Raw genomic sequence first — 14,201 nt, forward strand, 5'->3', positions numbered from 1 at the left:
CTGGTGATTCTCTTCCCTTTTCACCTCATCCTTAAAATGCGGATATAAAAAGGTAGAACAAGACCCTAATGCTGAAAATAAACCTCCTACTTATAAACATCCGTAAAGAATTGTCGAGCTTCATTAATCTTTTCTCTACCCACCTCCGGTACAATAAATTTAGCACTAAAAACATCGCTTATAAACTCCCCCGGCAATAGTGACCAATACCCTCTATTTAAATAATAAGGCAAATAACTTGGCCATATCCATTTCCCGTCAGTATAAAACACAAGTGGTGCAATAAATATACCTCCATCAAAAACCTCCTCCAAAAACGAAAACACTCTAACACCGTGTTCCAAATAAAAAACAACATTATCAAGATAATCCTCTTTTCCAGCCGAAGCTGTTACGTCTTTAATATAGCGCCCACCTTTCACTCTGAAATTTTCATGATCTCTTATTATCCCGACAAATTTCATCAGAAACTAAATTACCTTTTAAACATTAACATTTTCTCCAGAAGCAAGAGCTACAATACAACCAGATCAGTCATTCACGTTAGTTCTCGTAAAAAACTGATATACTTGTTCAACAAAAACAATCTGTGAATTACAACTTTTCTACTTCATACTTGGGACGAACAAGTAGTAATGACGAGAAAAAGTTTTCGCATACGATACGCGCTTAGAGTTTCTTAAATAAATTATTTATTACCTGGTCATTATGCGCATACTCCCAATCAAAGTTTCGCAATAACCTTAAAACCACCTCCTCTTCAGTTCGACCATAAACAGACTCCATTTCTCTCTTAATATAAGACAACAGATATTCCTGATTGTATACTTCAACTACTATAAGATGAGAAAATAAACTCAACTTATCTAAGCTTCCGTCCTGGAATCATGAACTTAAATAATTATTTATCCCTAAAGGAGTTGCTGCGGAAATTGAAAAATACTCGGCACTCTCGTCTTCATTTTTCTCATCAAAGGAGTAATATATTGTTACAGCACAGAAAAAATCACTTTCTCCATTCTGTCTATGAATGTCAATATAATAGTCTTGTATATAAACTCGTTTCACACGCTCTTAGTTTGCTGATGGTGGTTTCTCACGTGCAAACAAGCATCCCAAACCAATAATACTCCTGCGCCGACCTGATATCCGCCTTATACCATCCTGCCGCCAGCAGCCATTGCTTATCACTTACCGTTGTCAGTACGTTCCCTAAATGGTTATTTAACTCAAAGACCTTATTCCCTCGTATGAAATTAATATTTAATCCTGAAGCTAAGCCAGGTAAAATTACAGCCGTAGAGGGTTTGGGTATCTTCCAGATTGGTAACCAATGAATTAACGATCAACCGAGTGCAAATCAATGTGATTAATGTCTCTATGACTCAATCTGCCCTTACGACAATGCTATCGCTGAAAGGGCTAATGGTATTTTAAAATAGGACCTTCACACTTGGGAAGACTTTTGCGGCTACCCGCAGGCCGTAGTCCCAGTGAATAAGGCAATAGATTGCTACAATAGGCTCAGGCCTCACATGAGCTTTAATAATCTGATGCCTGATCAGGCCTATTTAGACTGTGGAGCATTAAAGCGAAGATGCATTGCTAAAAAGAAGGTAAAAACAACAAATAGCAGTGTAAAGCTTATTTTGCACAGATGCAAAACACATAATGAATTATTACTATAACCTGTAAAGTCAATCCTGAACATCGCCGTTGAAATTGTAAAGTTTTTTAGTTCTAAAATATTCTCTTTCGGACCTGACAGATACCGTCTTGATACCGCTTTGATACCGCTAATCTTACGTTAATCTTACGTTCCTGAACGTAGCTTTAACGTAAGATTAGCGGTATCAAAGCGGTATCAAGACGGTAAAAAGTAAGATCGAAATGTAAATCTGGCCAGAACGTTTTTGTGCAAAATTTTTTTTAAAATAATAACTGACAAAATTCTACTTCAGTAATTGCTTTACCAGGACTTATACATGTATGTATTACATGTCTGCTAAGAGGACATATTAAACACTCAAAATAACTTAAATGAATTGCTTAACAATATCTGCATCCGATTTAAAAACCGTAGTTGGTCCGTTAGCTAATCAATACCGGTTATCTCATTTATTCCTGTTACATATCACAGATGTTCTAATGGAGTTGCATTTATCAGTTATTCCAGTCTTCGTACCTATCTGTTCAGCTTTATGTGATTTCATGATCCATTCGCATGCAGAGCCGCCCGTCTTTGATACTTAAAAAAGAGTAAGTTCGCAAGATGATTTTAGAAGAGAAGACCGTTTACGCCGCAGCACAAGGAACTATATATCTTTTAAGCTCTTTGATGGCCGTACCTTTACAATCAGGAAAAGCCCGCAGCAACTCCAACAGGAAGTCACTGCGGATCTTTTTATTCGCTTACACAAGAAACACGTTGTTTGTATCACCTGTATCAGGTTTGTTGATACACAAGTGACTATGGTTGTCGGCGATTCATTACACACCGGCCCGGACTACAGGGATCAGTTTTTCAGGCATTTTCGGGTTTATTAATAGCGCAGATAAGTTCCGAGCCTCTAGTTTTTGCAGTTCGTCCTCACGTATTTGCAGTTCGTATACATGGATCTGCAGATTGTACACATGGTCCGAAACGGTGTTATGAATTGTGCTAATATTGTGTCAGCAATCGCGATCAACAGGGCTGCACCTGAAACAGGATAGAGGCGCCTCCTGTTTAACCTGGTGATCATGATTATGATAATCAACATTTTTTAATCACTAAAACTTATCACTATGGCATAGGTAAAAACAAAACCTTTCACAAGGGAGCATCCAGTACTGTTCGAGATATGATGAACTTTCGTGTAAGAAGGAGAAAGACGCTAGCCGCAGTTAAACGGGGTCCCTTATCAAACGCCGACTTAAGAACAGCAGCAAACAAACGAATGATTCATACCAACGTCGTTGTTTGCCCAGGATGCAATGAAAGATCCTGCTATAAAAGCGCTGTATCAGAAAGCAGCAAAAGGCGGTCAGGCCACCTATACCGTCGCATTGCGGGATGCCATGATTCCACTGTCATTGATGGTTTATACATCGATGGCTAAACGGAAAAGAACAGCTGATGACCTGATCTCTGTGAAGGCAAAAAAAATCCCCCTGGGCATCAGTAAAAGTTGCCATCTTTTCGCGGGCTTGCGTTTAATTGGTGCAGAGAGATGCAGTCATCAACGCAAAGGACTGACGTTTTTGGATCATAGGGGTAACTAACGCCAATACGGCACCGCACGGCGCCATGGGACTTGCTAATGTGACGGATTTGCCTGGTAATGCAGCCGGAAAGACAGTCACGATTTGCTAAAACCTACACCAGCCCCCAGGGCAATGGCCGGGCATTATTATTAAACATTAAAACGTATGTATCATGAAGATCTTAGCATTTTCAATATGCCTATGATAACATCGCTTACTGTTTAATAGCCACCATACTCGTCCCCGGACTCATTAAGATTAGTTTTGAATTCAACTTTTGATTACATTTGAGAAATACATGGCGTACTCAGCAGCGCCAGCTCAAATCCTTACATCTATGAGTCCTTTTTTGTCTGTGAAGAAATCTCTTCCTAAGAAGAATCTAAGTAAATTACTTTCTCTTCTTATTATGGGCTTATGCTTTAATGAATTAGCAGCTCAGCCTATTATTAGATCTTTTACACCCGTCTCAGGAGCACCAGGAACGGTAGTAAAAATTGTCGGTAGTGGATTTGATGTTACCCCCGCAAATAATATTGTTTACTTTGGGACGGTCAGGGCTTCCGTCACAAATGCGACAAACACCCTACTCACTGTAGTAACACCTTCTGGCGCAGGTTTTAATCCCATAACAGTCACACAAAACGGATTAACCGCCTATTCATCCATTTCATTTACAGCAACCTTTCGGGGCAAAGATCAACTTCAAAACGAATCTTTCACTCCTGCGGGCGACCTCACTACAGGAGAAAGTCCCTACAGTGTTGCTACCGGCGATCTCGATGGCGATGGTAAACCGGATATTGTATCCATTAATGGCGGATATCCCTATTCTGTGTCGATATACAGGAATATCAGCGCCAACGGAGCAATTTCTTTTGAAAAGAATACCAGCCTGAACACGGGTAAAGTCCCATATGATGTGGCAATGGGAGATATAAATGGAGACGGAAAGCTGGATCTTATTGTTACCAACAGCGGCGATATATACTCATATTCAATTTCTGTTTTTAGAAATACCAGTACGAACGGATCGATATCTTTTGATGAAGGGATTCGGTATGAAACTGGTGGCAGTCCCACCAGTGTATGTATAAGTGATCTAAATCTTGACGGGAAGCCAGACATCGCAGTAACAAATTATATATCTGGTACGATATCGGTTTTCCAAAATGCAGGGACAAATGGGGTTATTTCATTTGCTACAAAACAAGATTATACTGTAGGTACTTATCCTACCGGAATCGCGTCAGGAGATTTGAACGGTGATGGCAAGCCAGAACTTGCGGTAGTAAATAATCTTCACGAAACACTTTCTGTCTTAAAGAATACCAGTACCACTGGGTTAGTGTCCTTTTCAGACAGAGTAGATTATAGCACTGGGACTTCCCCAAGCAGTGTACGCATTGATGATCTCGACGGGGATGGGAAATCGGATGTAATTGTTTCCAACGCAGCAGCAAAAAGTGTTTTTCTCTTCAGGAATACGTCAACTGGAGCTGGCCCCATTTCATTCGCAGCGACGACCGAGTCGATTCTTGGATCGTTCGCCAGTTATTTTGACCTGGCAGATCTGGATGGTGATGGTCGTCCAGATCTCGCTATAACCGGTGATTCTATAGTATTAGCAAGGAATACGAGTAGCATTGGCAGAATTACTTTTGACAGGGCCTATGCCATATCTCGTGCCGACAACATATCCGTTGCAGATCTGGATATGGATGGAAAACCAGATCTTGCAACAATTAATGTAGATGATAATATCATCTCGATATATAAAAACACTATAGATGGACCATATGTGACTTCTTTCGCACCTACAAGTGCGGTTACAGGAACAGCAGTAACGATCAGGGGAACTAATTTCAAAGCTACTAACGCGGTAACATTCGGAGGAGAACCCGCCGCTGCATTTACTGTAACTGCTGATTCTATCATCACGGCAATCGTAGGAGAAGGTGCTTCGGGGCCAGTACAGGTCACAACGGCCATCCGCTCGGGAAAGCTTTCAGGGTTCATTTATCTCTCACCGCCTGCCATTACATCCATAACGCCGTCAGTTGGTACTAAAGGATCGGTTATTTCAATTAAGGGAAAAGACCTAAAGGAAATAACTGCTGTTTCTTTTGGCGGAGTCCCCGCAACATCCTTTACATCGCAATCTGATACAAGCGTAATTGCTGTAGTTGGAGCAGGAGCTTCGGGCCCAGTCAGCCTATCCACACCTTACGGTAATTCGTCTCTTCCAGGGTTTGTTTATGTTGTGGAGGGTATTGCTCCAGTCATAAACAACATTTCTCCTTTATCAGGACCTGTCGGGACGATTGTGACGATCAGAGGATCCAACTTCAGCACTAATCCGGCAGCTAATATTGTTCGTTTTGGTCCTGTTAGAGGAAAAGTAGTAACGGCAACAACTACAGAATTAACAGTAGCAGTTCCAACAGGCGCCAACTACCGGCCCATTACCGTAACAACTGGGAGACTGACTGCTAGTACGGCTCAACCATTTAATGTGACATTTTCCAGCGGGGGTGGACCGTTTACTTCCAATAGTTTCAAATCTCCTGTTAACTTTCCTGCCAGTATCAGACCGGAGGCTATCGAAATTGATGATTTGGATGAAGATGGGAAAAGCGATATCGTGATAGCACACTCTAAACAAGGTGGTACATGTGGATCAGTACTGAAAAATATCAGTACGAACGGAACATTGGCCTTTGATACGTCATTGAATCTCCAGGGCTACGATGTAGGTGGAGCTGTCCATGTAACCTCCGGAGATTTAGATGGCGATGGCAAGCTGGATCTTATATATTCTACAAATTATGGGGGCGTCTGTATATTCAAAAACGCTAGCTCCCTGGGCATGATTTCATTCCCTGAAAGAATACTTCTTCCAATAGCAAATCGTCCTGACTTCACAGTGATTGCAGACCTGGACAGCGATGGAAAACCTGACATCGCAGCCATTAGTGCAGCATCTTCGACAATGACGCTTTTCAGAAACACAAGTATAGCCGGCGTAATCTCTTTTCAAGAAGCAGGTGTTGTCAATACAGGTCGCTATCCACTTGCTATAAAGGCCGGCGATCTAGATGGTGATGGAAAACCAGAGTTGATAGTTCCAAATTCTAATGACAATAATATTTCCATATATAAAAATATGACAGCAGGCAAAGGGATCTCATTTGCCTCCCGGGTCGATTACGCGACCCTTGAATTTCCCTGTCGTGTTGCCATTGGTGATTTAGACGATGACGGAATGCCGGAAATCATCGTTGCGGGCAGAAGCTCACCAAACGATAGTTTATCTGTATTTAAGAACAGAAGTGCCGGTGGTTTAATCAAATTTGCCCCCATGATAAATTATCCAACAGACTGGGGAGCAAACAATGTTGAGCTGGAAGATCTGGACGGCGATAAGAGGTTAGATATTATTTCACCGAATGGTCCCCATTCAATATCCATGTTTAGAAACACAAATAGTAATGGAACCATTAGCTTGGAGGACAGCGTCAATTTTGATATACGTGATTTCACAACAGGACTATCTATAGGAGACATGAATGGAGATGGGAAACCTGACATTGCTGTACCTTTAATATTTAGTGACATTCTGGCAATATTACAAAACGATATTGCTACCGATCAATCACCAATAGTCCACTCCTTCACTCCTGCGGCAGCCCCCGCCGATGATATTATAACAATCCGTGGTCAACATTTCACAAACGCTACCACTGTTGCCTTCGGAGGCTTACCTGCAAAATCCTTTACGGTAATGTCTGATAGTGTTATTTATGCTATTGTAGCCAATGGTGCTTCTGGGATGATAAGCACAACAACACCATATGGTACCGGAGCAATCGACGGGTTTAACTTTATTACGAACACACCGGCACTCACGGTTGGTGCTATATTCCCAGATAGTGCTACTACTGGAACAATTGTTACGATAATCGGCACCGGATTTTACAAAATCAAAAATGTCTTATTCGGGGGATCACCTGCCTCCAGATTCATAATTGTGTCTGATACATTGATTTCAGCAGTCGTTGGCACTGGTGCCTCAGGAGATGTCGGTGTTGCCGGATTGGATACGACGGTATATATACCAGGTTTTTCATACATTACTCCCCCTCCCGTAATTACCTCGTTTAGGCCTGTATCAGCCACAATCGGCCAGCCTGTAAAGATCTATGGTCGCAACTTTACCGGTATCACACAAGTATCTTTTGGAGGTACACCTGCAACTTCATTTATAGTAGATTCCACAGGTGTTATTACAGCTGTTATTGGTTCCGGTATTTCCGGCGCAGTAAGTGTAACAGCCGAGGGAGGAACTAGTACAAGGCCAGGTTTCACATACATCACGCCTCCTCCAATCATCAATTCATTTACACCTGTAGCAGCTACAATAGGAGACACTGTAAACATTTCCGGAGAGAATTTCTCAAGTACAAAGGATGTCCTGTTTGGAGGTGTATCTGCGCTCCGGTTCGTAGTTAATTCAGACTCCAGCATCACAGCAATAGTGGGTCCAGGCACATCTGGCGAAGCCAGCGTAGTAACGGTTAACAGTATTGGTAAACTTGCTGGATTTACATATATTGTACCTACACCATTTATCAAGTCGTTTGTACCATCATCTGCTACTACTGGGACAACTGTTTATATCAATGGAAGTAACTTTACGGACGTTTCACAAGTAATGTTTGGGGGAATTCCCGCGGCATCGTTTGAACTAGACTCTACTAAAGGTATAAAAGCTATTGTTGCTAATGGCGCTTCTGGCGAAGTGAGTGTAACTACTGCAGGTGGTACAGCAGTCTTACCAGGGTTCACCTACATTAGCTCTTCCGCCACACCGGTTATCACGTCCTTTACGCCATTATCGGCAACTAAAGGAGAAACAGTAAGCATCACAGGCAGCAATTTAAGCAACGTTACACAAGTGTTGTTTGGCGGCAAACCGACTACTTCATTTGTGATACACTCTTCTACCAGTATAACTGCTATAGTTGGCGATGGTGCTACAGGCCCGATCACTGTTATAACTACTAAAGACACAGTAAACCAGGATGGCTTTACGTATATCCTTCATTCACCCGTTATTAGTTCATTTATACCAACATCGGCTGCCAAGGGTGATACAATTAGGATCAGTGGAATAAATTTTAATAATATTACACAGCTATTATTCGGAGGCGTACCAGCGGCTTCATTTGCAGTAAATTCAAATAATCAAATTATGGCAATAGTAGGAGATGGAGCATCGGGCGATATTACAGTGATTTCTGGCGAGGGCAATAGTAGTATGGCCGGCTTCATATTTATGGCACCTCCTATTATATCTTCTTTTGCACCAGTATCAGCTACATCCGGCACTCTGATTAATATCAGTGGAAATAACTTCTTGAAGGTGTCTCAAGTTCTGTTCGGCGGTGTTCGGGCTAATTCATTCATAGTAAATTCACCTACGAACATCACTGCAATTGTGGGCGAAGGAGCATCCGGGGCAGTAAGCGTTATTGCAAATAATAGTATTGATTCTCTTCCTGGTTTTACTTACAAGAAGCCCCCCTCAGTTTCTCCAAAGGCTTTAGTGGTATATCCCAACCCTGTGTTCAATGGTACAGTAAGCATTAAACATCCAATGAGCGCGAAAACTGCACATATTTTACTGGTTGATATAAATGGAACGGTCATAAAGAGCCTTACCGTTCCACCAGGCGAAACGCAAACAAGCCTAACCGGAATGGATCTTTTATCAGGTATTTACCAGATATATTGGTCTGACGACGATCGTCGGATTCTACAACGAGTCGTAATACCTTAGTGTTATTAACTTTTAGGTGAACTGGCAGTTCTGTAACTGTCATTCTCGAGATAAATCAATAAATGTTCAGGTTGGCATTAATGGAGGTACTTGTCGGAAATGAGTTTAATGATAGTGCCGCCTTCTTGGAACGGAATTCAGTTCTTCTAAGTATTATCAATAATAAAGCGACCTGCTTTAACAGGACTTAAAATCCTAATTAAAACAGGTCGCTTTTACCTATAGCCATCTTCCCTTACCTTGCAATCACAATCTTCCTCATAAACACCTCTCTCCCCCTCACCTTCAACACATACACGCCTGGTTTCAGCCCTTCGGCGGCCGCATTGAGGACGAAGTTCGGTGAAGCCTTTACTCTCCTGTTCAGGACCACTTTGCCTTCCGTATTATACAGCGACAGTACCACCTCTTCATCAGCGGTGAAATTATGCATGCTGATATTGATCACCGTACTGGCAGGATTCGGATATACTGTCACCCCACGGTTCGTTTCGGTCGCATGCACTACAGCCAGCGTGCCGGCAGCCGGACAGCTAACCGTTCCCGTAAAGGCCATCTGTGCATCGGTGAAGCGGGTATAAGCAGCATTGACATCTACATTCGAAGTATGCGTAGCGGGCCGGCCATCACATTCTGTACGGCCATTGTTGGTATGCGGTACCTGCAGATAGACACCGGCGGTACTACAGCTGCCTATTTCCGCATCACCGCCAACCGTAACGCCGGAGCCGCCGAAGGTAACACCCCACTCCATCGCATTGCCTTTTACGATAGCATTGCCGGATAGGGTACAATTGCTTAGGATCGCATTCTCACCGATATTAGCCGTTCCGGAGTAGGTACCGTTCCATACACTGGCATTGCCACCTATCACCACGCTGTTCTGCACCGTAGCATTCTCCACCCAGGCGGTACCTTCTATTCTCGCAGTACCGGAAATATTTGCGTTGCCCAATACAATGGCATTCGGGCCAACATAAGCAGTGGCTGCTACGGTTGCCGAATTGGCCACCCAGCCACCGCCATTGGAATGTGTATGCCCGTTGGTTTTGTAAGCTGCACGGAAACTGGACTGGTAGCCCTCAGGTACAGCGTTGGCCACGCGGATCTCGTAAGGGTATCTTTTGATCTTTGGCCAGCCGGGTTCCCATACATAGGAAGTATGTGTGGTGGGCGCTCCCATTACCACGAGGTATAACTGGGTTTCATTACTGTTCATCTGGAAACTGATCTCTGCCTCATTAGCGCTGTTTAAGGCCCCGTAACGGGACACAGTACCATCTGCATTGGCAGCGACGAAACCGTAACGCCAGCCGGCAGTGCTGTTCACTTCCGTATGTCCTTTGAACTTCACCGTCACATTACGGGAACTGCAGGTGGTGTATAATGGGATGATGTTATAACCATAGTCCTGCGGCGCAAAGGCATCCGGCACCACATAACGGCCGGTAGTCGCATTCACCTGGGTCAGTATGGTATACAGCCGCCAGATGTAATGAGGTTCGTTGTTTTTCAAAGCATTCCTTGCTGCCCGCATAATGCTGCCGAAATTATTCACCGGGTAGTCGTAAGTCACCTCGCGTTTCGCATAACCATACAGGAAATCGTTCAGCTGTGATTGTGTCCATCCCTTTAACCTGCGATAGGTGATCAGCGGATGTTCGTTCGCTACAGACTCTTTCCATAACCTGTTCACCATATTGATGCCTTCCGTTTCCTGGATGGTATATAACCATTTAAAGGTACCATAATGATGCCTTGTAGAACTGAGATGGAACATTTGTGTGCCCATCCAGCGGGGCAGATCATCGCCTGCAAAACGGGGATACATCTGCGTGCGCATATAGTTGGCATGCGCCTCCCAGAAGAAACCTGCGGGCTCGTAATTGACATAACCGCCTCCTGCCGTGTTCTCCTGTATGGAGATCATGCCCTGCAGAGCATGCGTCAGCTCATGACTGATCACCGCACCATCGCGTGTAGCGTTCGGATGTACCCACATGGCGCCGATGGTATTGCCATAGGTACCTCCGAAAGCCCAACCGGAGGGCCCGTTGGTGCCCCAGGTATCGTTCATCACAATGATGATCTTGTATTTACCCAGATTCTTGGTTGGCGCATCAGAGCAGAATGCAAGCTCAGTTACAAACTTCGTGTAGATCTTTTCCAGGGTGTCGCAAACGGACTGCGGATTAAAACGCAGGTTAGGATCTGAGTAGCTGGCCGGATCAGTGCCTACGATATTGCCCCAGAAGACAATGAAGTTGGCTGACTGATAGGACTTGCTGTAAGACCAGGTGTTCAGCGGCGCATTTGAAAACTCCGCGGGAATGTAAATAGTTTTCTGCGCGGAAAGACTGCCCGTCAGCAACAGGCATAGCAATAGTAGTACACGTGTTTTCATGGATCGTGTTTTTTAATGTACAGTTAACAATAAATTGCGGAGATGGGCTACAGGTACTTATGGCCGTCCAATAGGGTATCAACGCTTATAAAATTAATAGAAATGCTCTCCGGCGCGCCAACAGATATTAACGTATATGGGCAGGATTTTAACTGAAATGAGCATCCAGGCATGGTGGGTAATGATCAATATGAAAGCGGGTGTCCCCATAATATGAAGACACCCGCTTTCAGTGTTTATCGTCTATATTTTAGAACCTGTAAGATACGGTACCCACGAACTGGGTAGGCGGTATCGGGTTGATGCTGTAGTTCTCGTGTACGTAATAGTTGTAGGTGTTGGTAACGTTAGATACCTTAGCCAGCACAGAGAAACGTTTGAATGAATAACCGGCGCTCAGGTCCAGGGTAGAGAAACCCGGTGCAGAGATGAGGCGGTTATATTTCTGTGTCTGGTTGATAGTGTTGTTCCAGCCACCGAAACGCTGACCGATGTAATAGTAACCGACACCGAACTTCAGTCCTTTCAATGCGGATTGCTGAATGGTATAGAACACGTTGGCATTGGCAGTATGATTAGGATTACCTACCAGGCGTTCGCCATTGATAGAACCGCCACTCAATCCGCTGCTACCTTCTATCGTAATGTTGTTGTAGCTATACCCGGCAATCACATCCAGGCCTGGTAAAGGATGACCTGCGATGTCCACTTCCACACCACGGCTTAAGGTTTCGCCGATCAGCGCTTTCAGGTTAGTGTTGTTATTAGGTGTCACACCATCTTTCTGGAATGGAGCCGTCTGTGCGTAGTTGTTGTTCCTGATACGATATGCGGTAACATTCACTGACAGTTTGCCTTTCAGGAAATCGTTTTTAACACCGACTTCATACTGATTGATAACAGATGGATCCAGGGTGGTGCTATCTACAGCCAGGCCGGTATTAGGCGTGAAAGAGTTGGAATAACTTGCGAATATTGCCATGGTCTCTATTGGCTTGTACACGATACCTAATCTTGGAGAGAAAGCGTCATCATATTTGGCAGCAGTAAAGGTAGTCTGGCCGGATTTATAATCGTAAGTAGCCGGCGCTTCATTCTGCAGGTAAGAGAACCTCACGCCTGCCAGTACATTCAACTTGGGCGTGATTTTGATCAGGTCCTGTACATATACACCAATACGGTTGATCGGGGTGGTTACATCCTTGATCCTTACTGCATCCGGTATATCGGTACGCGGTGTATACAGTTCAGGATGCAGGATATTGATAGTGTCGTATGTAGCAGGCTGATTGTAGGTATAAGCCTTTGTATAGTAGCGATCTGCATCTACCCCAGCCAGTACGTTATGTTCGAGGTTACCGGTTTTGAACTTGCCATTCAGGTCTACCTGTGCCAGGTAATAATCTTCACTGTTATAAGTCCTGTTCAGGGGACGGGCCCACTTACCGGTGGCATCTGCCTGGATCCTTTCTACGGCGTAATAATCCCGGCTGTAACGCTGATAAGAGAACATACCGTTCAATGTCCAGACATCATTCAGCTTATGTTTGACAGAAGCGCCTGCAGAAGATTGCTGTGTATGCGCATACTGCCATGGCGTACCATAAAAGCTGTTACGTGGTACATCGGGTATCTTGTTATTGTCCAGGGAACCGATACCGAAATCGGGCGTAAAGTCATGTTTCAGATAATCGCCCTGTACCAGCAATTCTGTACGGTCACTTAATTTAAACAGCAGGGAAGGATTTACGTAATAACGTTTTGAATGTACTTTATCGCGGTAGCTGTCTGTTGTTTCGAATGTACCGTCAATCCTGTAGGCTACTTTGGAAGAGATAGGGCCATATACGTCGAATGCAGGCTTTAACAGGCCATAACTACCGGCGCGTACGTTCACCTCTCCGCCAAAGTTAAACTTAGGCTGTTTGGTCACCATATTCATTACTGCACCGGGAGCTACGTTACCATACAGGATGGCAGCGCTTCCTTTCAATATCTCCACTTTCTCCAGTGAGCTCATTTCCGGCATTACGCCAGAGTTGACGCGTGCACCGTTCTTAAACATATTGGTGCTGGAAAAAGCATATCCTCTTGCATTAAAAGCCTCCTGAGTGCTGGCACGGGAAGAAGCCATGTATACGCCATTCACATTCTTCACTACATCGCTCATGCGCTGCACCTGCTGTTCTTCCAGTACTTCATGCCCGATCACGGCAACGCCCTGTGGCAGGTCTATTGCTGCAACAGGGATCTTACCGATGTTAACAGGAGTTTTGTTGATCGTCCTGGTCCTGGTACCTGCTACCACAATTTCATTCAGCTGTGCAGCAGTAGCTTCCAGGGCCAGTGAAACATCGGTGGACTGGTCAGCAGTTACAGTAACTGACTTATGGATCGTTTTTGTACCGGTGTAAGATATGACCAGTACATAGTCACCTTGTTTTATGTTTTTGAGTATAAACTGTCCCTCTTCATTGGTCAATGCTCCCTTCTTCGTATCCTTCAGCCCCACAGTTACATATGCGGCAGGCTTGCCATCGGCTGAACTAATGGTTCCTTTAATAGTACCGGTTTGTGCGAAAGCGGCAATATTGACCAGGACGAAACTGAGAATAAAGTATAAATGTTTCAACTACAGTAAATTTTATGCAAAGAAAGCACACTAAACAGTAGAAACCGGCTCGGATCGGGAAAAAATAAGGTACTATA

6 protein-coding genes are annotated in these 14,201 nt (G+C 44.0%); 2 read left to right on the top strand and 4 right to left on the bottom strand.

The genetic code is table 11. The features are described 5' to 3' along the window. Positions 1 to 86 precede the first annotated feature (86 nt). Positions 87 to 464, bottom strand: a complete 378-nt coding sequence (locus MYF79_RS23375) for a hypothetical protein (protein ID WP_247810239.1) — start codon at positions 462 to 464, stop codon at positions 87 to 89. A gap of 205 nt (positions 465 to 669) precedes the next feature. After that, positions 670 to 861 carry a hypothetical protein gene (locus MYF79_RS32530; RefSeq protein ID WP_410688328.1) on the bottom strand — a complete coding sequence of 64 codons (192 nt, stop codon included), beginning with the start codon at positions 859 to 861 and terminating at the stop codon, positions 670 to 672. Between the two features lie 2,115 nt (positions 862 to 2,976). Between MYF79_RS32530 and MYF79_RS23380 the strand changes: the two genes are divergently transcribed. Together MYF79_RS23380 and MYF79_RS23385 are read left to right on the top strand one after the other, a co-directional pair. Beyond that, positions 2,977 to 3,264, top strand: coding sequence for a hypothetical protein (locus tag MYF79_RS23380; protein ID WP_247810240.1), 288 nt, complete (start codon positions 2,977 to 2,979; stop codon positions 3,262 to 3,264). A 319-nt stretch (positions 3,265 to 3,583) separates the two neighbouring features. Continuing rightward, a complete protein-coding gene (locus tag MYF79_RS23385; RefSeq protein WP_247810241.1) occupies positions 3,584 to 9,088 on the top strand; it encodes an IPT/TIG domain-containing protein in 5,505 nt (1,834 codons plus the stop codon). A gap of 235 nt (positions 9,089 to 9,323) precedes the next feature. On the opposite strand, the gene MYF79_RS23390 is transcribed toward MYF79_RS23385, so the two are convergent. Both MYF79_RS23390 and MYF79_RS23395 read right to left on the bottom strand, forming a co-directional pair. Further along, positions 9,324 to 11,492, bottom strand: a complete 2,169-nt coding sequence (locus MYF79_RS23390; protein ID WP_247810242.1) for a DUF6055 domain-containing protein — start codon at positions 11,490 to 11,492, stop codon at positions 9,324 to 9,326. 250 nt (positions 11,493 to 11,742) lie between these two features. After that, complete coding sequence (locus tag MYF79_RS23395; RefSeq protein ID WP_247810243.1) at positions 11,743 to 14,124, bottom strand: TonB-dependent receptor; 2,382 nt, start codon at positions 14,122 to 14,124, stop codon at positions 11,743 to 11,745. Between the last annotated feature and the right edge of the window lie 77 nt (positions 14,125 to 14,201).

Origin of the sequence: Chitinophaga filiformis, from assembly GCF_023100805.1 — a bacterium.
Lineage (GTDB): Bacteria > Bacteroidota > Bacteroidia > Chitinophagales > Chitinophagaceae > Chitinophaga > Chitinophaga filiformis_B.

Excerpts from the sequence above, each read along its gene's own strand:
- MYF79_RS23375 (WP_247810239.1), bottom strand. The coding sequence starts at position 464 with ATGAAATTTGTCGGGATAATAAGAGATCATGAAAATTTCAGAGTGAAA.
- MYF79_RS23380 (WP_247810240.1), top strand. The coding sequence starts at position 2,977 with ATGAAAGATCCTGCTATAAAAGCGCTGTATCAGAAAGCAGCAAAAGGC.
- MYF79_RS23385 (WP_247810241.1), top strand. The coding sequence starts at position 3,584 with ATGAGTCCTTTTTTGTCTGTGAAGAAATCTCTTCCTAAGAAGAATCTA.
- MYF79_RS23390 (WP_247810242.1), bottom strand. The coding sequence starts at position 11,492 with ATGAAAACACGTGTACTACTATTGCTATGCCTGTTGCTGACGGGCAGT.